This is a genomic window from Mesorhizobium album (assembly GCF_033977205.1).
Classification (GTDB): domain Bacteria; phylum Pseudomonadota; class Alphaproteobacteria; order Rhizobiales; family Rhizobiaceae; genus Mesorhizobium; species Mesorhizobium album.
This window is the reverse complement of record NZ_JAVIIW010000043.1, coordinates 38,465-59,758: the sequence shown is the minus strand read 5'-3', so window position 1 is coordinate 59,758 and position 21,294 is coordinate 38,465. Positions and strand designations below refer to the sequence as shown.

Sequence of the window (21,294 nt, the reverse complement as noted above, 5' to 3'; positions counted from 1 at the left end):
GCCGCTTGGCTGCTCGCGCGGGGCCGCTTGCCCATGGGCTGCCAAGCCCAGCGCATTGTTGGCTGCGACCATTTGCCGGTATTTCTGCAGAAAGCCCCAGGCTGTGCCGAAACGGGGGCCTGCGTTCTTCTTGTATTCGTCAACCGCCCGGCTCAGCACCGCGGGTTCAATCTGGGCAATGCCCTTGCCGAAGTTCTGACTGAGCCACTCGTTGAAACGACACAAATGACTCCGATAGCTATTTAGCGTGTCTTTTCCGTATCTGCTTGCAGCTGCCCGACATGCATCTTCGATCACCTGGTTGTCTTCGCTGACCGAGCGCGATCTAGCTGTTGTGACAGTCTGTCCGGCAGAATGCTGCCGGAGCCTTCCCAATGCCACGTTGATGTCGCTCAATAGTGCGGCATCGTTGCCCGCGAAGTTCTTCGCCAGGCCGTCCAACTGCTCGTCCTCAATCCGACCGTGGATTTGGCTCTGGTGGTTCTCGTCAAGCCATTTGCTGAACTTGCGCAGCGCCGCTAGATCGCCTCCCAAGGTTGGTGCTTTGAGGCGGGCCCCGGCTTCTGCCCGGTATTGGGCGAAGAGTTCCTCATCGTCCTTCGTGCCGGGTCGAACAGTCGAAGCAGCCGTCACAGGCTGTCCGGCAGAATGTTGCCGGAGCCTCTTCAGCGCCGGGTTGATACGCGCGCTCTCGCGCTCCGCGAAGTCCTTCACCAGCGCGTCCAACCCCGGGTCCTCAATCCGGCCGGCGATCTGCGTCCGATGGTTCTCGTCAAGCCATGTGCTGAACTTGCGCAGCGCCGTTATATCGCCAGTGATCGATTTCTTGCTCACCTTTGTTGTAGCCTCGGCACGGTAGGCGGCAAAAAGCGCCTCGTCCGGGTGCTCGCGGCCGCGCTTGCGGCTGCGCGTTTGCTGAATGACGGCAGCCTGGTGCGGCGCCGCGGCCGGCATTGTATGGCGCGCGCCGGTCAAATCGCCCTGTTGATTGGCCGCAGGCCGATATGCGTCCGCGACGACATGAGGGAAGTTCACGACATCGGGTGCGCTTCCAAAGCCCGTGGCGGACAGGTTGACCCGCGGCGGCGGCATGGAACTCGAAGCCTCGTAACCAACCCCAATCGCTGCGCGGCTCCGCGGCTGATCGACACTTTGCGCCGGTGAGTGGACCACCCGCTCCGCATCCTGCCAGAACTGCGAAGCGAAACTTGCAGCCGCAAACGGCCCGGCGCGATCGGCGGCGGCAAAGAGCTCGTCCTGGTCAAAACTCTGCGCAGGTGAGTGAGCTGGTGGAGCAAAGGGCAAGTGCGAACCGCTTTCCGCGTCCTCCTCTTGCAGCATGCTCGGTCCAACCGCATCTGCATGTGAGCCGGTCCGCCGCCTGGCGAGACGGCTGTTTGGAACAGCTTGCCGATGCTGGCCCGGCGGCAACGCGTTCAGATGCTCCTGAAAACGCGCCTGGTCGGTCTGCTGCTGCGAGCCTGCATCGTCTGTGCGGGCGAGATCTGAGACGCGGGATGGATTGACGTTGTTAAAGGGATCCATGCTATCTTCTTTTGCCTGTTCCGAGCAGCTCAAGCCGACCCTGGCGGCTGGAAACGTTTAGTTCGCGCATAAAGCCGCGGATAGGCCGCGAGATGATCCGTGAAACGATTGCGCGACCTGGGCCGCCCGGCTGAGTCGGAGCGTAGCTTGGCTGACCTGACAACAAGCTGACGCGCTATGAGAGCTCAGCATCATCTGAGCGATGCTGAATCAGAAGTTGCGCCGGTCCGTGACATCATAATGTTTCACGATCCCCAGACGAGCTTAGTCATTCAGGCGGACTTGACGGCTACGGCTACGGAGCCGACCCCACAACGACCAGCCCGCGGCACAGCTCGCACAACGGCTGGGAGCCCGCCTGGAGCCGGCCGGCGTAACCCAACAGCAGAACGGCTATGATTGCGGCGTCTTTGTGCTTGACGGCAACCAGGGCGCTGGTCGGACGACCGGGGCAAAGGGTGCAGCCAGCCAGGCTGCACCTCGACAACCTCGTCATCGATCATCGATCGGCAGGCACTCCAACACCGACTCGGTCATAGGGCTGGTACAGGAGCGCTGCCCATCAACCAAGCCCCCTATCAGGCCCGAGCCGAGCTAATGGCTTCCTTCAGAAGCAGAGAGCGATCTGACGCAGGGCGTTGAGTCTCAGTGGCTACCGTCAAAGCAGATCAGTGCTAGACGTCGTGTTCCGAGGCGAAGATCGGTGGCCGCCCCGCACGTACGGAGGGCGAGCCATGGGAGAGTATAGCGAAGCATTTGTTGCGTTGGATGTAGCCATCACCGCAACCGGCTCCGACGCTGCGCTATTTGGTGGCTCCGCGTCTTCGCCGGTTGCTCAACCCACGCCACACGACGTAACAGAAACGGTCGAGGCTCTAATCGCCACGGGATGACAACTCAGTGGCATGTATGGACGTATATGGACCCCGCCCGATTGCAACAGGATCAGGATCGTTGGTCACAACTGCTGACGTATATCCGGCTTCCTGATGCGGCTGGACAATGTCTTCGCCGCGAGCCCAGTGGTGTCCAGTCGCGCAAGCCTCGATTCCGATCAGGCAGGGCGGCAATGCCTTGAAGAATCCAACGACATCGTCGCGGCGCAGCTTGCGGCAGCTCACGGTCGCGCCTCCATGGACGGCTTTCCCTTATGTGACTTTCGACAGCCACACTTTGGCACATTGCGATGCCGGGAGCGGAGGCCGTCCACATGGGGTAATCGCGGGAGCGACGCACCCTGGAACCAATCATAGCCTTGGAGGGTGGCTGTTCCCCGATAAGATGAAGGTACGGGCTCACGACTGGACGCCGGGCCCAGGCATCTAACGGAGAACAGCCATGGCAGAATATATCGGTCTCGACGTGTCGATGAAAGAGACGGCAGTGTCGATCCGCCGTGAAGGCGAGCGGATCTGGCGCTGGAAGTGCGCATCTGATCCCAACATCATTGCCGAGCTTGTCCGCAAGCGGGCGCCAGCTGTAAAGCGAGTGGTGTTCGAACGCTCGATATGGCGGCGAATAAGACGGATGCGAATGACGCCGATGGTTTGGCGCAGCTTGCAGAGGTGGGCTTCTTCCGCGAGGTGCGGGTGAAAGGATACGACAGCATGCTGACCCGAACGCTCGTGGCGGCACGCACCCGGCTGGTCCGGATCACCACCGAGCTTTCCAACCAGATTCGTGGAATCATGAAAACGTTCGGCTTGCTCGTTCCTGCAGGTAAGGGAACCACGTTCGAGAACAACGTTCGGCGCCTCCTTATCGATAACAAGGAGCTTGCTCTTATCGTGCTGCCGATGTTGGAGGCCTGGCGCGGCATTCGCATCCGCGCCGCCGAGCTCGGACGCCAGCTCGTCGCGGATGCCCGCCAAAGCCAGGCTTGCCGCATCCTCATGTCGATCCCCGGCATCGGCGCCATCACCGCGACCTCTTTCGCCACTGCCATTGAAGATCCGGGCAACTTCAAGAAGTCCCGATCTGTTGGCGCCTGGATCGGCCTGACGACGCGCCGCTACCAATCCGGAGAAGTCGATTATGACGGCCATATATCCCGACGCGGCGACCGCCATTTGCGAGGGCTTCTCTACGAAGCCGCGGCGGTCATTCTGACGCGTAGCTCAACTGACAGCACCCTGCGCACATGGGGACTTCAACTGCGGGAGAGGATCGGCTTCAAAAGAGCTGCTGTGGCTGTGGCGCGCAAACTGGCGGTGATAATGCATACGATGCTTAAAACCGGTGAGCTCTTTAATCCGAATGCGGGAGCCACAACTTAAAACCGGATAGCGTTCAGACTCTGAACGCCTGAGGCGTCCCTGCCGGGACGTGAGCCGAGCCATTCCGCTGATGGGGTTGCACCGCTGTCTCAGCAAAGTGCGTCGTCCACATTGAAGGCTCGTCCCGCGAAGCTCCATCATGCGGCGACTAATGTCGACCGCGAAGACAACCATGCACCCGGCAGTGCCGCTTCAACAAACTCCACGCTTGACGCCCCAACTGCGATTAGACAACCACATCAGGTCAAGTGATCGCAAGCTTGCACCGAGCGAGTGCCCAGCCTACTTCACCTCCTCAAAAGCAGAACTCTATTCTTCGCGGAATGCGCGATTGATCTGATCAGACAGGGGCTTGAGAAAATAGGAAAGCGCTGTCCGCTGGCCCGCCTGGATCATCGCTTCGGCCGGCATGCCTGGGATCAATGTCAGATCCTTGATCTTCGTCAGTTCAAAACGCGGAACTGACAGGCGCACCAGATAGTAAGAAGTGCCGTTTTTTTCGTTCGTCGTCAGATCGGCCGCTATCCAGCTTACATACCCGTTCAGCTCCGGTGTGGTTCTCAAGTTGAAGGCCGACATCCGCAACACGGCTTGTTGACCAAGGCGTATCTGGTCGATGTCCTTCGGAGAGATCTGTACTTCCAGAAGAAGATCGTCGCCATCAGGCACAATCAGCATGATCGGATCGGCGGGTCTGATCACACCACCAACCGTATGGACAGCAAGCTGTTGGATGATTCCTGAGTGCGGCGCGACGATATCGGTTCGCCGAAGCTCATCCTCAGCAGCTACCTTGCGTTCTAGGAATTCCTCCACTTGGGCCGGGACCTGTATGAGTTCCTTGCCGACTTCCGTCTTGAGATCTTGATCAATCTGCAGGATTTGCAGACGAGTTTCGGCAATACGGGCCGCCGTCTGTGCCTGGTTCGCGACCGTTTCACCACGTTGACCGCTTAAGGTGGCAGCCTGCGACTTGAGGCTGTTTAAGCGTTGGTCCGAGACAATGCCTTGTTCGCGCAGCCTACTCAAAGCAGCAATTTCATGTCCGAGAATGTCAATACCTTTCTCAAATGCAATCTGCTGCGCTTTGAGGCCCTCGATCTCATGCCTATATTGCGCGATCCGCTCGGCCAGCTGCGACTTTTCTCCTTCGCGGGATTGCCTGCGAAATTCGAATAACTTCCGCTCACCGAGTATTGCGGAGGCCGCCGAGGAGATATCTCGCCGCTTGAGCAGCCATTCCGGCCAGACGATCTCTGCCAGATCGTCACGCTCGGCTTCGAGCCGTGCTAGCCGGGATGCCAACTCATCGAGTCGCTTAATGATGATGGCTAGATTGGCGCGTGGCTGAGTGGCATCAAGTCGCATGACAACGTCGCCTGTCTTGACTCTATTGCCCTCACGCACGAGGATTTCTTTCACCACCCCACCGGTCGGGTGCTGCACTTTTTTAACGTATGAATCGACGACAAAGTGTCCGGACGCGACGACCGCACCAGACAGATTCGTCACTGAAGCCCAGGCTCCCGCTCCTCCGAGAACGGTGATGCTCAAAAAAAGTGCCGTCAGTAAGTTTCGGCGAATAGAGCGGGAAGCGTCGGCTTTCGCGTCAATTTCAGACATCGCAATCCTCCAATCGGGGCAGCCTAGGTCTTTATGTGGACACAGCGCACTTGGATGCAGACGCAATCCCCCGAGCAGATGCCTTCCCAACATCGGTCGCAGACACATCCTTGGATTCACTTCGTGGCGGCGTCGCTGCTCTTCTCTGCAAGACAGTGGAAAGCACTTCATCTCGCGGACCGAAGGCTCTTTGGCGCCCACCTTCGAGCATCAATATGCAATCGACGGCGGCGATGGCGCTGGGGCGATGTGCGACGACAACGGCAATGCCGTTGCGCACACGAACGGAATTGATCGCCTCGACCACGGCGATCTCGCCTTCCGCATCAAGGTTGGCATTGGGTTCATCAAACACGACTAGGAAGGGATCGCGATAAAGAGCTCGGGCAAGACCGATACGCTGACGCTGCCCGGCGGAAAGTGCCGAGCCAGCTTCACCGATCTGAGTTTCATAGCCATGTTCAAATCTGAGGATCAGTTCGTGTGCACCCGCTGCTTTTGCCGCAGCCACGATAGCCTCAGAATCAGGATTGTCATCAAAACGACAGATGTTTTCGCCGATGGTTCCGTCAAACAATTCAACCCCCTGAGGCAAATAACCGAGATGGCGGCCCAGTGCTTCTCGGTTCCATTGATCGAGGCTCGCGCCGTCGATGCAAACCTTTCCGGCGGACGGCCCCCAGGCGCCGACGATGGCGCGCGCGAGAGTTGACTTGCCAGAACCCGATGGACCGATGACCCCGAGTGCGCTTCCCGCTCGAACGGCAAACGCAAGGCCTGCCACAGTGGGTTTCTTCTCGCCGGGTGGCACGATCATCACGCCTTCGACGCGCAGTTCGCGTTCAGGAGCGGGCAATGGCATGACCGAAGCGGTTTGAGGCATCTTGGCCATGAGGTCCTTCAGCCGTGCCCAACTCTGGTGCGCCAGAAGCAAAGTTTTCCAGCTTGAAATCGCCAAATCGACTGGAGCCAAGGCCCGGCCCATCATAATGGAGCTGGCAATCATCACCCCAGCGGTAGCTTCACGTGCGATGACGAGGTAGGCGGCAACGGCGAGGATCGCCGATTGCAGCATCATGCGTAGCGACTTTGAAATCCCGCCGAGCCCAGCTGCCACATCTCCGGCCTTACGATTGGCAGCAAGATATTTGGCATTCACCTTATGCCATCGGGCAGCGATCCGACTTCCAAGGCCCAGAGCCTCTATGACCTCGGCATTGCGGCGCGCTGCTTCCAGTAGGCCGTTGCGGACCATGTTGTGGTTGACTGCATCACGTGTGGCCCGCCGGGAGCATGCGTTAGTTAGAGCCGTTAGGGAAACGAGGAGGACCGCCCCGACAAGCGCAGTCATGCCGATCCAGAAGTGAAAAAGGAAGCAAATGCTGAGATAAAGCGGCATCCATGGCAGATCGAAGAACGCCGCGGGGCCGTTTCCGGCTAGAAACCCGCGAACGTTGTCGAGGTCGCGAAGCGGCTGCAAGCCATCGCCCGGTCTGCGTGTTAAAAGGGGCAAGCGAACAATTGCCTCATGAACGCGTCCGGAAAACTCCCCGTCGAAACGCTCGCCGATCCGCAGCAGTACGCGTGCGCGCAGAATGTCGAGCAGGGATTGGAATGCATAAAGTCCCGCAGTAAGCACGACGAGACCCAGCAACGTCGGTACGCTGCCGCTCGCCAGAACGCGGTCATACACCTGCAGCATGAACAGAGGCGAAGTCAGCGCAAGCAAGTTGATCACGCCACTGATTGAGAAAATTGCCCAAATGGTGGCCGTTAGGGCGAAAGGCCTCGAGGAGGACTGCTCTTTGTTCGCTGAAATTTTCAAGAAGGGACCCCCTAGGAAAGGCCTTCGTTCATAAGCACCGTCGGGGCTGGGATCTGCCACTTTTTGGGCCCGCAAAACCGGCCTACGTCACCGGCGACACCAACTCCTGACACACGGCGACTGCTCAGCGCGGGAATGCTCAGTCCTGGCGTCTTGGATGAGACGAAGGTGAAGTCAGACCCAGTCAGATGCAGCGCCTCAATGTCTGCTACACTGTTAACAGCGCTCGGTCGTCATCCTCCATGCGAAGTTCATTTCGACCGTCGCCGAAATGATAATTAAGCCCTCTCCGCCGAAGACTTTGTCGTTGTCCGCGCCGCCGAAGGCTCGGTCGATGCCCCCGCCGGCCGAGATGGAGTCTTTGCCAGCACGGCCGTCGATCCGAGCATTACCTTGGAGAAATCTAAGATTAAGCAGTCACCGCTACTGCCGTACGGGGTATTGGCTGCGGGCCCAGCTTCGATAGGCGTTGCCACCGCATATACTCCTCACGATTGATTTCATAGCACTCTTGTGTCGCTGCACGAATTTGTAAAATCGATTGATTGGATAGAATGCATTCACTTTCTGGATGTCCTCCGGGTAGCGCGCCGCATCACACCCTCGAAGCTGGATTGGCTCTACGCCCCGCTGCCCCGTGGGACACAACGGAACGGCAGCTTGTGATGAGCTTTGCCCCGAAAGCAGCCGCCCGCTTTCAGCCCTGGACTACGTCACTTAGCAATACCCACTTGTTTGCACTTTCATGATTCCTGCGCGAGGCGTCGTTGATCGATACCGCGCAAGAAATCGGCCGGGCATCCATGCGGACACCCGACCGAGTTGCCTGAGCTGATAAGCCCATTCGCAATCCAGGAAGCACAAAGCACTTTTCCCGGATCTGCTCTCCAGGGCTATTTCTTGACCGCTGCCGAGAGTTCCTGGTTTGCTCCAAGATCAAGGCAGCGACGACGACTCACTTCACGATTGGCCGCAACCAATATCGTCACTGATCCAAACAATCACGCCGCCTTGATAGCCAACACCGCATTGGTGCCCGCGAACGCAAAACTATTGGAAAGCGTCACCTTGACTTTCCGCTCCCGCGCCACGTTGGGGGTAACGTCTAGATCGCAATCTGGATCTGGTTGGTCATAGTTGGCGGTAGGCGGTACGATCCCATGCCGAATTGCCATCACGCAGGCGATCAGCTCCAGTGCACCCGAGGCCCCGAGGCAGTGGGCATGCATCGATTTGGTAGAGGATACCGACATTCGATAGGCGTGGTCGCCGAACGCTCGCTTGATTGCTGCGGTCTCGATCTGATCGTTTGGCTTAGTGCCGGTGCCGTGAGCGTTCAGGTAATCGACCTCCTCCGGGACCAGACCCGCGTCGGCTAGACAAGCGCGGATCGCCGCCTCGGGACCCTCAATGGTCTGTGCCGCGATGTCGAAAGCGTCGGCCGAAAGGCCCGCACCGGCCAATTCCGCCAATATTTCAGCGCCTCTAGCGCGGGCATGGTCGTAACTTTCCAAGACTATCATGCCTGCGCCTTCGCCGAGAACAGCGCCCTGCCTGTTCGCGGAAAAAGGCCGGCAAGTGTCGGGCGATAGCACTCGCATAGCCTCCCACGATTTCACTACTCCCCAAACCAATGGCGCATCGGCGCCACCTGCCACCATCACATCAGCGCGGCCCCACCTAATCTGGTCGACGGCGGAGGCAATGGCATGGTTAGAGGAGGAACAAGCCGAAGTGACGCCGTAGACGGGACCGCGCAGTCCAAGGTCCATGCTGACATGTCCAGCAGCGGCGCCCGGCATGACCTTGGGCGCGGTGAAGGCCCCGGTCCTCTTTCTGCCGTGGAGCAGCATAGACCGGTAATCTTGCTCAATCGCCTCCCATCCGCAGACGCCCACACCAACCGTCGCACCCAGGCGATAGCGGTTTTTGTCAGACGCGGTCAGCCCTGCTTGCTGGACTGCTTCGCGAGCGGCAAGCACTGCAAGCACGCTGAACCGATCCATCGAAAGAACTTGCTTACGCTCGATCTGATGCTGAGGAAGATTGCGGATGGCGCATCCCGTGCGCGCGGTGATGTCGTGCAGCGAGGGACCGCTCAACACGCCGATTGCTGAACGGCCGTCGCACATGGCGGCCCAAATATCGGCAGCACAGCTGCCGAGCCCACAAATCCCGCCTATGCCGGTGATAACAACGCGCTTGTTCATTGTCAGTGCTCATTAAGCGCACGGACGGCTTCGACCACGCTGCCCACGTTCTGCAAATCGCTCCAGGCCTCAGTAATGTCCGTTTCGATCTGGATCCCGTATTTCGTCTCAAGATCAAACAGGATGTCCGCCATTTCCAGCGGATGGATGCCCAAATCAGTCAGCTTCGTCTCAAGAGTGATCGGATTCCCATCCGGTTCAGCGTGCTTGCAGATCTCCGCCAGGATTTCGGCCGTAAGCTGGTTAGTCATGCCTTTCACCTCCCGTCTGGCGGCCGACCATGAATCTCGGTGACGCGAAAGATTCACCGATCAGCATTGTTGTGATGCAAAATTTCGCGCTATTGGGGAAATTGATATTTTGGATAAGAATCATTCAAGCAATGGATGGTGTGCCTATAGCCCAGAGGCGGACTCCGAACTATTTGTTTGCGACCGGCGTCGGGTTGGAATAGCCGCCCAGCATCACCGGAATACTCATTTTGAAGGGCGTCGTTCACAAATCGCATTTTTCCTGTACATAGTGATGTGCTAGAATTTCAGGACGCCGGAAATAGTATCGCTAGTCGATCCGGGTACACGCAGTCATATTGCGCTTTCGCTTGAGCCGCCTTTGCACCCGGCTCAACGTACCCTTATCGACGTCGCGGTCGACCCGAATGCACAGCGACCAACCAGCTCGATCTCGATTCCGGCCATCCCGCGCCGGCAGGCGTGCCGACGGCAGTTCCCCGATCTGCTCGTCGCTGGCCTCACAGGCAGCAACGGCAGCAGGACTGGCTCCATTCGGCGGGAGGGCTCTTACGCCAGCGAAACGGCTGGCTCGTATTGATCTGCGGCCCGCGCCGGGCAGGGAACCGGAGTGTCCAGTTGCGCCTCCTGGCGGAGATGACAGGCGGCCACTCGCCGCAAAGCACACCGCCGAAACGCTGAGCAGATCCAAAGTTGTGCAAATCATACCGCAGCCTTCGGCTATGGCACCAGGCGAGATGCCTCCTCCAACAAAATCTTCCGCATCCAGATGCTTGCCGGATCGCCATTCTGAAGCGCAGGCCACTGCATCGCCAGAGTGAACACCGGCAACGAGAGCGGAAGTTCGACGACGCGCAGCGGTAGTGTTTTTGCGAAATGCTCAACCAGCCTCAAGGGCATGGTCCCAATGCGACTGGTGCCCGGTAGCATCAGAGGGATCATGCTGAACCCCTGCACGACCACCTCGGCCCGCCTCTTGAGGCCATGCTCGATCAAAAACCACTCGTCAATGGATGGCTTGAGCGAACGTCCAAATCTGGCCATTACGTGACCCATTGACATATATTTTTCGAACGTGAGCTTTCTCGACAGTTCCTTGTTTGTCCGACAGCCCACACAGGCGAGTGTATCGTCGAAAAGCTTCGCTTTTGGATGCGCGCTTAACAGGAACATTTCAGGGAGTATCAGAAAATCGGCGTCACCGCGCCGGAAAATTTCTTCCATATCGTCAGCGAGAGGCAGGAGTTCGAAGCTGACGAAAGGGGCTTCTCGCGCAACACGGTCAATGACCCCCTGAAAGAAAACGATCGTCATGTAATCGGAAAGGATGACCCTAAAACAGCGATCGGATTTCCGCGGATTAAATTCCTCCCAGGAAATAACCGAGAGCTGTATATGCAGCAGCGCCTCGCGGACCGGCGAGGCGAGCGCCTCGGCTCGCGGTGTCGGGATGAGTTCACGGCCTTTCATTGTAAAAAGCTCATCACCAAAATAGCCGCGCAGCCGGGCGACAGCCGCGCTCATGGCTGGTTGGCTAAGGTGGATACTGCGAGCCGCCGCTGTGAGGTTACGCTCAATCATCAAAGCGTCGAGCGCGACGAGGAGATTCAGATCAAGGCCTTTAAACCGCATTTCAATTCCAATCTAGCGCATGGATGGATGTCATCCAACCAATAGATTTCACCAATGTCACGAGACGCCACATTTGAAAAGTGTCTTTAAATGCAAATCGGGGAGGCAAAATGAAGCAGCCGACCGCCCGGGAGCTCATTAGCTCTCGCCCGAGATGTGCTGCAAGAGTCCAGCGCCCCAGCGGCCGCGTCAGGATCGGGACGGCACGTCTTTGAGCAAAGGGCTTTGAATCCAGGTTAACGAGCGAGTTCTCCGATGATTGAGGCGAGATAGTCGGCGTTCCATCCTGCGACTTTTCGTCGGCGCTTGATTGATCGCTTGTCGGAGAGGGCTCTGACCAGATTGAGGGCGAAGTGGCGAACCACGGCGCTGTTGTGTGCGCCATGGCCTTTCGGAGCCGCGATTGATCGTCGTTGAAGACGACGTCGAGGGTCCAGTGCAGGGCGTTCTCGATCAGCCAGTGACCACCACGCACGGCCGAGGCGGCCTGCTCGGCGCCGAGCCGTGCTGAAGACATGAATTATCTGGTCGTGGCGGCAGCGATCCTTAAGTTCGGTGCGGTTTTTCACGCGGATGATGGTTTTGGCCTCGGGCAAGCGCAGTTCGTCGGGAAAGCGGCGCGAGCCCGCCAGCCAGTCGGCCTCGCAAGAGACGGTGACGCGCCGTTCCTCGATGTCGGTGACGCGGTCGAGTTCAGCGGCAGGTGCATCAGCAAAGCAGGCTTCGACCTCAGCGCACAAGGTGGGCTGGTTAGCATTGATGGCGAGCAGATAGTCGGCGCCGACATTGCGGATTGCCGTGGCGATCGTTGCGTTGGTAGCGATGGCATCGATGGAGACGATCGCTCCCTTGAGGCCGTCATTTGCGCCCAGACGCTCCAGATGTGCCGCAAGTGCGGTGGTCTCGCCGCTCTTGTCGGGCACCGCCCCCTGGCCGGGCACCAGCCGAGACGTCGCGGCGAAGGCGGAGACTAGATGCAGCGGAGCCTTGTCGGCACTGCGGTCATGGCTGCGGCGCGAGGTGGCCACGAAGTCGGGCTTGTCCGGCGATGTCTGGCGCATCCAAGCGGTGAACGCATCGACAAACAGCGCAGGATTGATGCGGTTCATGAGGATGGTCGGCCATCCGCCGCAAATGCCCTCGTAGATAGCAGCGGTCAAAGCGCGGAGTTAGCCAGCGGTGCGTTTCAATCAAAATGCGGAAGCGAGCGGATTTGAAATCCGCGCTCAAGTAAAGCTGGGATTAGACGGGATACCGCCGTGACGGTCTGATCGCGCAGACCTGCACCAGATACGGCTAGCAACTCGTCGGGAGGAAACCCATCATGCAAGCGGACGATTGCCCCCGGGCTTGGCCGATTCCAGGACTGCATCGACGATCGTGTCCACCCCGGGGCGAGACCAGTCGCGCGGATCAACCGACCATTTGATAGCTGCCAGTTCAGCGATGGCGGACGCGGCAAAGACCTCTTCGGTCCAGTTCCCGTATGGCGCGCGCAAGTGCCGAACTGACGCTTGAGGGCAAGCCATCATAATAGCCGCATTAGCGTCAAATATTTCACGCTGCACCTCGTCGAACCCGCATCTAGACAGGTCCGGATGAGTCATCGTGTGGTTGCCTACCTCGTGCCCTTCCGCGACCATTCTTTGAATTAGCTCCGGCTGGCCCAAGGCATAGGCGCCAATGACGAAGAACGTCGCCGGGACCCGATGTTCCGCGAGCAGATTCAAGATCTGCGGTGTACAAAGCGGGTGAGGACCGTCGTCAAAAGTCAAATATATACTGCGGCGGCCGATGCAGTCGTCGCACTCACTGCGCAGGTCCCATAACCAGTCGGAATGTATCATTGGCTCTGGTCCGTTCCGGTCGATTGTCGCTCCGGCCGGCCAATCGGACGTTGAACATTCAACCTGTGTAACAGCGACAGCTGCGTTTTCCGTGCGCTTTGGGGCAAATCGGGTAGCGCATTGTGAAGGGTTGACCCCGACGTCGAATTGAGCGCCATCTTGTTCCAGGCGTGCCTGCATGGGGGTGCGATTATACTTCGGTCACAAGTGGGTCGAAGGCGCCAAACTTAGTGAAATGGCAAAGCAATCTGGTACATGTCAGTGTTGATGTGATTTGGTAAGGGCTCTTAAGAGCCGCTTTTTTCCCAGGCCCCGGTTTGTACCTCGCTCAATTTGCGTTGATGTCCGATCATGAATGCAGGACTCAAACAAATCAGTCAAATTGATTGATTGGATAAATCCCATCCGTATTGATACCACGCCCGGGGTCCAGTAAACCTCGCCTCGCACGGCGGTCGGCAGTTCTCCGAGACGTATTCCGGCGCGAGCGTAAACATCGGCGGCTCACTATTCTTGCGCGCTCCTGGGCTTGCGCGATAGCGGGTCGACCCGGTGCCTTTCACGGCAGAGACGCGGATCGGTTGAGAAGTCTTAGTCTAGCTTCCACCGCATAACCGCTCAGTGCTCGACCACCCCGGCAAAACCCAGGTCACGGCGTGTCACGGAGAGCAGGAACTCGTGTTCCGCCTCCTCATGGGACCACAACGGTCGCTCCTGCGGCCCCGGCACTGGAAGCCTCCTGTCGCATTTTCGGCGGGCGAGGCATGGATTCGCGAGCACAACGCACAGTGCCATCGGCATCGTGGCCATGCCCTCGGTGGCGGGGCTGAGCGTGTCGATTTCCACCGCCGGTTCAACGCGGTCTCGATCAAATCTGCTCTTCGCGCGCAGTCCTATTGGCTGCGGGGGAACCTGACCGCGACGGCGCACAGCACCAACTTCGGCCAGCCGATCATGAGCGGTCAGGACCCTTGGAACGCATAGATCCTAACATCCACCGATCGAATATCAACCATCCAAACAATCGATTTTACCAATCGATGGCGGTGCTGCATTAGGAACTCGGAATGAAGGGTATGGCTCAGGAAGGACGGCAAGTTTGAGAGAGCCCATCAGCGCTGGAACCCCGTCGTACGAGGTTCTGCCAGTTCAATTGGCTAGTATCGCGATCTCCGACGGCAGCGTCTGAACTCGCACCAGATCACGCGGCGTCGAACGCGCGATGCGTGCCCTCGGGAAGTATCAAAAAAGGAGTCTTTGTATGCGCTCTCAGGTGCGGTGGAAGCTGTGCTGGGAAAACGAGTTGCAACTTTCCGACCATATCGAACTCGCCGAATTCTTTCGAAGGACCTACGGACCGACCGGCGCCTTCAATGCCAAGCCGTTCGAAGGCAGCCGAAGTTGGGCCGGAGCTAGACCTGAGTTCCGTGCGATCGCGTATGACTCGAGCGGTATTGCGGCACACATGGGCATACTGCGTCGATTCATCAAAATCGATGGGGCTGATCTGCTAGTGGCTGAACTCGGATTGTACGGGATTCGTCGGGATCTCGAGGGGCTCGGAATCAGCAGTTCATTCCGCGTCGTGCTTCCCGTGTTGCAGGAACTCGCGGTTCCATTCGGCTTCGGCACGGTTCGGCCAGCGTTGCATAAACACGTTGCAAGATTGGGGCGAGGCGGTCTGCTGGTCGTCAAGTCGGGCGTTCGCGTGCGCTCCACCCTTAGAGACGCGCTTCTCGACAAACCGCCCACGCGCATAGACGACGCACTCGTCGTTGTCTTGCCAGTTGGGCGTCCGATAACCGATTGGCCCGCCGGCGAGATGATTGATCGGAACGGAGCAGAGCTTTGAGCCACCTCGACTGCTTGTCCGAAGTGTACAGCGAGTGCGCTAACAGTGCCGGCCAACCTAGCGTTTATTTGACGTTTGACGACGGCCCTCATCCGTTTTGCACACCGAAGGTGCTCGACGTGCTGGCGCAACACCGTGTGTCAGCGACTTTCTTCGTCATTGGCGCGTACGCGGCAGACCAGCCAGCACTAATCCAACGAATGATCACGGAAGGGCACGAGGTTGCTAACCATACGATGACCCACCCTGATCTGTCCGAATGCGAACCCGGCGTAGTGCAGCGTGAGATCTTCGAGGCGAACAGAGCCATCAAAGCGGCCTGCCCTGGGGCCTCGGTGCGGTACATGCGCGCTCCTTATGGCATCTGGACCGAACAAGTGATCGCCTCTGCGGCCAGTATTGGGCTGTCGGCTGTCCACTGGTCGGCAGATCCGCAAGACTGGTCTAGTCCCGGTGTCAATGCAATCGTCGATGCAGTGCTGGCCTCCGTCCGGCCGGGCGCAATCGTGCTCTTGCACGACGGGTGCCCTCCTAGCGAGATGAAGCCGGGCAGTGACGCCGGCTTGCGAAGCCAAACCATCCTGGCCCTCTCGCGCATAATTCCAGCATTGCACGACCGCGGCTTTGTAATGCGCTCGCTCCCCCAACAACACTAAACGAACCAAAGATCTCATGGACCTTCTTGGCACAGTCAGCACTGTCACCATCTCGTGTTATGCGCTGCTCTCGACCACATATAAGAGCATGCAAGCCGCTTATGCCGGCACGGCAAGCGTTTCATTGGTCTCGGACAACCTAGCCAGTCCCGATCTTTGGCCGAGCGTGGACGTCATCATTCCTTGCTACAACGAGGACCCCCGCACACTCTTCGAGTGCCTCACGTCGATTGCAAACCAGGACTACGCCGGAAGGCTGCAAGTCTATGTAGTTGATGACGGTTCTGGAAACCGGGACGCCGTTGCGCCCGTTCACCAGAGCTTCGCGGGCCACCCGAACTTCAACTTCATTCTGCTCCCCAAAAATGCCGGAAAGCGCAAGGCACAGATCGCCGCGATACGCCGATCATCTGGAGATTTGGTGCTCAATGTCGACTCGGACACGATGCTAGCGTCCGATGTCGTCACAAAGCTTGCGCTGAAGATGCAAGATCCCGGGATCGGCGCAGCCATGGGTCAGTTGACAGCCAGCAACCGGAGCGACACTTGGCTGACTCGGTTGATCGATATGGAATACTGGCTGGCTTGCAACGAGGAACGCGCAGCGCAGGCTCGCTTCGGCGCCGTAATGTGCTGCTGCGGCCCGTGTGCCATGTACCGTCGATCCGCACTCCTTTTGCTGCTGGATCAGTATGAGACCCAAACATTTCGGGGAAAGCCAAGCGACTTCGGTGAAGATCGCCATCTTACGATCCTAATGCTGAAAGCAGGCCTTCGAACTGAGTACATCCCGGACGCCATCGCGGCAACAGTCGTTCCAGATAGCCTAGGGCCTTATCTGCGCCAACAACTCCGGTGGGCACGCAGCACTTTCCGGGACACCTGGCTTGCACTGAATCTGCTACCGGGCCTCAACGGCTTTCTAACATTGGACGTGGTGGGACAGAATCTCGGGCCGCTACTACTCGCCGTATCGGTGCTAACAGGCCTCGTGCAGTTCGCACTGATGGGCACCGTGCCATGGTGGACAATCCTGATGATTGTATTCATGACCATCGTTCGCTGCAGCGTGGTGGCGCTTCGTGCTCGCCAACTTCGATTTATAGGCTTCGCTGTCCACACATTCATCAACGTCTTTCTCTTGCTCCCCCTGAAAGCCTATGCGTTGTGTACGTTGAGCAACAGCGATTGGCTGTCGCGCAGCTTCGCTGCCACCGTGGCAGTCAATGATGGGAAACAGGCTCCCGTCCAGAACCTGACCACTGAATCAAGCACTACAAAATTGTCGGAAGATGCGGTGCCGAATCGTATGCGCCATCTTGCGCGGGACTGTTCGGTGCTGGTGACTTCCGATGAGTGATGGTTGCGTAATCGAGGTAGACGAATTTTGAAGTTGGACAATAATCATCGATTGTTGGATCGGGAATTGGCCGCCGACGATCCGTGGCTGCTCGATGCCAATTCGTTCGAGCGGGAGCGTCACACGCAAATGCTGCGGCTGTCGCTTTTGCATGGATCCATCACAAATGCACTTGAAGTTGGGTGTGCGGCAGGCGCGTTCACGGAAAGGCTAGCGCCCCATTGCCAACGGCTTACAGTAATCGATGTCGTGCCGCGCGCGATTGATCGAACGCGCAGACGGATGAAGGAGCTACCGCACATCACCTGGGTAGTCTCCGATGTTCAACAGTTCTCGACTGAGGAGCCGTTCGATCTGATCGTCGTGGCGGAGGTTCTTTATTACCTCAACGGCATAGCCGAGATGCGCGCTGCCATCCGCAACCTTGCGCGGATGCTTGCGCCAGGGGGACACCTGGTATTCGGATCGGCGCGTGATGCCACTTGCCGGCGCTGGGGTCACGCCGCTGGTGCCGAGACTGTCATGGCAATGCTGAACGAGACGTTGATCGCTGTCGATCATCTGCAGTGCCAGGGTGACACCCCTAGCCAAGACTGCTTGCTCGCCCGTTTTCGGAGTCCGGTTCGGCCTCCGGATCTATCGAATTGCCTGCGTTAGACGAGGAAGCATTATGCGCATTTGTGGTATCAAGCTGACGCATGACGGGGCGGTCGCCCTTGTCGAGGACGGACAACTCGTCTTTTGCCTTGAACAGGAGAAGCGGGACAATAACCGACGATATCAAGCCATCGACCATCTGGAGTCAGTTGTCTCCGCCTTGGCGGAGCACGGTCTGGATCCGCGGGACGTAGATCAGTTCGTTATCGACGGCTGGGACGGTGATTTGGAGTCGCAGTTCCAGGTCCTTAGCGGGGCGGGTCCGATCACTCTCAAAGGGGGCCCCTACGTCGAACGCCATGCCGAGGGCCTCCTCACTTCGCTCGACGGCTCCGGCCTGATGCTCGGTGGCCGGCTTTTCTCTTATAGAAGCTACCCGCATGTTACCGGCCATGTGACCTCGGCGTACTGCACCAGCCCTTTCGCCAAAACCGAACAGCCCGCATTCTGCTTGGTCTGGGACGGGTGCATCTTTCCACGCCTCTATTATGTAGAACGCCGCGGCGCCCGGTTCCTAGAATGCCTATTCCCAGTGATAGGCCATGTTTACGCAGCTGCGGGCCATCACTTCGGGCCTTATAAGCGGGCGGGTCGCGGCGACTGGGATCTAGGTGTTGCCGGCAAGCTGATGGCCTACATCGCACTCGGGTCGGTCGATGAAGACATCGTGGCAGTGTTTCAGGAACTCTACCAGGAGCGCTTTGCGGGCGACACAGAGCTAGCCAGCCATTACCGTGCGGATATCAACAGCGCGGAGCCCTTGCTTGCGCGCGTACATGACTTCTTCGAAGCCAGTGCGCTCCGATTGAGGGATCAGGCACCCGAAGATGTGCTTGCATCCTTTCATCTTTTTCTCGAGCGTCTCCTTGTCAGCGAAATGGCGACCGCTGTGGAGCGGCACGCACATCTTTCTGGGGCGCGAAATTTGTGCATCGCCGGCGGCTGCGGTCTCAATATTAAATGGAACAGTGCCTTACGCGAGGCGGGTCTCTTCGATGCTGTCTGGGTGCCGCCATTTCCGAATGACAGCGGCTCGGCAATCGGTGCCGCTTGCAGCGCAATGGTTGTGCAAGATGGCTTCGTTCCTCTGGATTGGTCGGTTTACAGCGGCCCGGCCCTGCTAGATGGCCAACTGCCTTCGGGATGGAACTCCGAACCGTGCAGTATGCGAAAACTCGCTTCCATTCTCGCCAGCAATAAGCCCGTCATTTTCCTTACAGGGCGCGCCGAGCTCGGACCACGGGCACTGGGTGGCAGAAGCATTCTCGCGGCCGCGACTTCGCCCGAAATGAAGGATTATCTCAACGACGTCAAACTTCGCGAACACTTCCGCCCCGTGGCGCCGATCTGCCTTGAGGACCGCGCGCCGGAAATATTCAGCCCCGGAACGCCAGATCCTTACATGTTGTTCGACCATCAGACACGGGCGGAATGGCGGGACAAAGTCCCCGCTGTCGTGCATCTCGACGGTTCTGCGCGACTGCAGACCATTTCCAGAACCTCTGAGCACAAGGTGGCCGAGCTACTCATCGAATATGAAAAACTCACAGGCATTCCGCTGCTTTGCAATACGAGTGCCAACCATCATGGACGTGGGTTCTTCCCGGGTGCCGCCGCAGCCTGCCGCTGGGGACAAATTGAACACATATGGTCCGATGGTGTGCTGTTGACCAAAATTCCCGAAACTGAACTATCGCCGGTCGACGGCGCCCTTACGCTGGTTTGAGTGCGCGACCATGGTGGCAATCGACTTTGTCGGCGTGACGAAATCATATGGCAAAAGGGTCGTTGTCGACGGCATGTCATTCACCGTTGCACCGGGAGAGTGCTTAGGGCTGCTGGGGCCGAACGGCGCGGGCAAAAGCACGATTACACGGCTGCTCCTCGGTATGGCAACGCCTAACGCAGGCAAGATCACGGTGTTCGGCGTGCCAGTGCCGGCACGTGCCCGTTTGGCACGTGGACGCATCGGCGTGGTCCCGCAGTTCGACAACCTTGATCATAGGTTCACGGTACGTGAAAACTTGCTGGTGTTCGGGCGATACTTTGGCATGAGCAAAAGCGAGGTCGAAGCGGTCAGCCCATCGCTGCTCGAGTTCGCCCGCCTCGAGAACAAGGCGGATGCGCGCGTCGCCGAACTGTCCGGCGGCATGAAGCGACGCCTGACGCTGGCCCGTGCGCTGATTAATGACCCGCAACTCTTGGTCATGGACGAGCCGACCACTGGCCTCGATCCACAGGCGCGCCACCTGATCTGGGAACGCCTGCGTTCCTTGTTGGCGCGGGGCAAGACGATACTTTTGACCACTCACTTCATGGAGGAGGCCGAGCGGTTGTGCGACCGGCTGTGTGTGCTCGAGCAGGGGCGCAAGATCGCCGAAGGGCGACCACACGCGTTGATCGACGAGCAGATCGGCTGCCAGGTGGTCGAAGTCTATGGCGGCAATCCACAAGAACTGAGATCGCTGGTCGAGCCGTACGCGCAACGCATCGAGCTGAGCGGCGAAACCCTCTTTTGCTATGCGCCCGATCCCGAGCAGGTGCTCACGCAGCTGCGTGGGGTTGCTGGTCTGCGCCTTTTGCAGCGTCCGCCGAATCTCGAGGATGTCTTCTTGCGGCTGACCGGGCGCGAGATGAAGGACTGAACAATGATCGAAGGTTATATGGCCGTTATGCCCGCCAATGCCTGGAATTGGGTTGCAGTGTGGCGCCGCAATTATTTGGCTTGGAAGAAAATTGCCCTTGCGGCGGTTCTCGGGAACCTCGCTGAGCCGATGATCTCGTTGTTCGCTCTCGGCTTTGGCCTCGGGATAATGATAGGTCGTGTTGAAGGCACTTCGTACGTAGCTTTTCTGGCGGCTGGCATGGCCGCGGTAAGCGCGATGACCTCGGCGACCTACGAAACGATCTACTCGACTTTTGCTCGCATGGGAGGCGAACGCACCTGGGAAGCGATGCTGTGCACTCAGCTTACGCTCGGCGATATCGTACTTGGTGAACTAGCCTGGGCCGGCACCAAGTCTCTTCTGGCCGGTACGGCGATTACGCTAGTTGCTGCCACGCTCGGCTATGCCGCGTGGCCATCCCTTCTCTCCGCGCTGCCAATCATCGCCCTAACTGGCCTTGCTTTCGCAAGTCTAGCCATGATCGTCACGGCGCTTGCGCCCAACTACGACTGTCTCGTATTTTATCAAACGCTTGTTCTCACGCCTATGCTGTTCCTGTCCGGGGCCGTCTTTCCGGTTAGCCAAATGCCAGGCGCTTTTCAGCAGGTATCGTCTCTCTTGCCTCTTGCTCACTCGGTCGACCTTATCCGCTCAGTCATGCTTGGCCGCCCGGCTGAAAGCCTCGGCCTGCACATTGCGACACTTTGCGTCTACGCGGTTTTGCCGTTCTTCTTGTCGGCGGCGCTATTGCGTCGGCGCCTGATGCGCTGACGCTGCTGCGTCGGTGCCGAGGCTTTGGCACTCGCCCCCTGTCAGCGCAGACCGTGGTGCTATCCCTTCGATTGTACGGTTTGCTTGAGTGCGAGCTTAATCCGACCGGTTGCGAACATCCTT

Annotated in this window: 15 protein-coding genes and 4 pseudogenes; 8 read left to right on the top strand and 11 right to left on the bottom strand. The window is 58.5% G+C overall.

Annotated elements, in window-relative coordinates:
• Together RFN28_RS27370 and RFN28_RS27365 are read right to left on the bottom strand one after the other, a co-directional pair.
• Window positions 1–1,545 (bottom strand): hypothetical protein (locus tag RFN28_RS27370; protein ID WP_320290258.1); only part of this gene is annotated, 1,545 nt, incomplete at its 3' end.
• A 1,013-nt stretch (window positions 1,546–2,558) separates the two neighbouring features.
• A pseudogene (locus RFN28_RS27365) lies at window positions 2,559–2,666 on the bottom strand (IS110 family transposase); the annotation flags it as partial.
• Between the two features lie 217 nt (window positions 2,667–2,883).
• Between RFN28_RS27365 and RFN28_RS27360 the strand changes: the two are divergent.
• Window positions 2,884–3,821: pseudogene (locus tag RFN28_RS27360) on the top strand (IS110 family RNA-guided transposase).
• Window positions 3,822–4,130: 309 nt separating this feature from the next.
• Here the strand turns inward: RFN28_RS27360 and RFN28_RS27355 are convergent.
• The 9 genes and pseudogenes from RFN28_RS27355 to RFN28_RS34950 all read right to left on the bottom strand — a co-directional run.
• Window positions 4,131–5,444: an HlyD family type I secretion periplasmic adaptor subunit gene (locus RFN28_RS27355; RefSeq protein WP_320223262.1), complete on the bottom strand. Its 1,314-nt coding sequence runs from the start codon at window positions 5,442–5,444 to the stop codon at window positions 4,131–4,133.
• Window positions 5,445–5,475: 31 nt separating this feature from the next.
• Window positions 5,476–7,209: a type I secretion system permease/ATPase gene (locus RFN28_RS27350; protein WP_320223266.1), complete on the bottom strand. Its 1,734-nt coding sequence runs from the start codon at window positions 7,207–7,209 to the stop codon at window positions 5,476–5,478.
• Between the two features lie 276 nt (window positions 7,210–7,485).
• Window positions 7,486–7,650 carry a hypothetical protein gene (locus tag RFN28_RS27345; protein ID WP_320236793.1) on the bottom strand — a complete coding sequence of 55 codons (165 nt, stop codon included), beginning with the start codon at window positions 7,648–7,650 and terminating at the stop codon, window positions 7,486–7,488.
• 620 nt (window positions 7,651–8,270) lie between these two features.
• Window positions 8,271–9,479, bottom strand: coding sequence for a beta-ketoacyl-[acyl-carrier-protein] synthase family protein (locus tag RFN28_RS27340; RefSeq protein ID WP_320223261.1), 1,209 nt, complete (start codon window positions 9,477–9,479; stop codon window positions 8,271–8,273).
• Between the two features lie 2 nt (window positions 9,480–9,481).
• Window positions 9,482–9,730, bottom strand: coding sequence for an acyl carrier protein (locus tag RFN28_RS27335; protein WP_320216525.1), 249 nt, complete (start codon window positions 9,728–9,730; stop codon window positions 9,482–9,484).
• Between the two features lie 720 nt (window positions 9,731–10,450).
• Window positions 10,451–11,362: a LysR family transcriptional regulator gene (locus RFN28_RS27330; protein ID WP_320216524.1), complete on the bottom strand. Its 912-nt coding sequence runs from the start codon at window positions 11,360–11,362 to the stop codon at window positions 10,451–10,453.
• A gap of 236 nt (window positions 11,363–11,598) precedes the next feature.
• Window positions 11,599–12,471: an ISAs1 family transposase gene (locus tag RFN28_RS27325; protein WP_320223260.1), complete on the bottom strand. Its 873-nt coding sequence runs from the start codon at window positions 12,469–12,471 to the stop codon at window positions 11,599–11,601.
• A 77-nt stretch (window positions 12,472–12,548) separates the two neighbouring features.
• Window positions 12,549–13,209, bottom strand: a pseudogene (gene nodB / locus RFN28_RS27320) (chitooligosaccharide deacetylase NodB).
• Window positions 13,210–13,224: 15 nt separating this feature from the next.
• Window positions 13,225–13,389, bottom strand: a pseudogene (locus tag RFN28_RS34950) (hypothetical protein); the annotation flags it as partial.
• A gap of 1,081 nt (window positions 13,390–14,470) precedes the next feature.
• On the opposite strand from RFN28_RS34950, the gene RFN28_RS27315 reads away from it, so the two are divergent.
• The 7 genes from RFN28_RS27315 to RFN28_RS27285 are packed head-to-tail and all read left to right on the top strand — an operon-like array spanning window position 14,471 to window position 21,171.
• Complete coding sequence (locus RFN28_RS27315; protein ID WP_320216521.1) at window positions 14,471–15,061, top strand: NodA family N-acyltransferase; 591 nt, start codon at window positions 14,471–14,473, stop codon at window positions 15,059–15,061.
• A complete protein-coding gene (gene nodB / locus RFN28_RS27310; RefSeq protein ID WP_320216520.1) occupies window positions 15,058–15,717 on the top strand; it encodes a chitooligosaccharide deacetylase NodB in 660 nt (219 codons plus the stop codon). Before RFN28_RS27315 ends, nodB (RFN28_RS27310) begins: the two co-directional genes overlap by 4 nt.
• Window positions 15,718–15,733: 16 nt before the next feature.
• Window positions 15,734–17,077 (top strand): chitooligosaccharide synthase NodC, encoded by a 1,344-nt coding sequence (gene nodC, locus RFN28_RS27305; protein WP_320223259.1) that lies wholly within the window; start codon window positions 15,734–15,736, stop codon window positions 17,075–17,077.
• A gap of 3 nt (window positions 17,078–17,080) precedes the next feature.
• On the top strand, window positions 17,081–17,734 hold the full coding sequence (nodS, locus tag RFN28_RS27300) for a nodulation methyltransferase NodS (RefSeq protein WP_320216518.1): 654 nt from the start codon (window positions 17,081–17,083) through the stop codon (window positions 17,732–17,734).
• 13 nt (window positions 17,735–17,747) lie between these two features.
• Complete coding sequence (nodU, locus tag RFN28_RS27295) at window positions 17,748–19,460, top strand: nodulation protein NodU (protein WP_320223258.1); 1,713 nt, start codon at window positions 17,748–17,750, stop codon at window positions 19,458–19,460.
• 10 nt (window positions 19,461–19,470) lie between these two features.
• Window positions 19,471–20,379 carry a nodulation factor ABC transporter ATP-binding protein NodI gene (nodI, locus tag RFN28_RS27290; RefSeq protein WP_320216516.1) on the top strand — a complete coding sequence of 303 codons (909 nt, stop codon included), beginning with the start codon at window positions 19,471–19,473 and terminating at the stop codon, window positions 20,377–20,379.
• 3 nt (window positions 20,380–20,382) lie between these two features.
• The gene (locus RFN28_RS27285) at window positions 20,383–21,171 is read left to right on the top strand and encodes an ABC transporter permease (protein ID WP_320223257.1); all 789 of its coding nucleotides are present in this window, start codon (window positions 20,383–20,385) and stop codon (window positions 21,169–21,171) included.
• Window positions 21,172–21,294 lie beyond the last annotated feature (123 nt).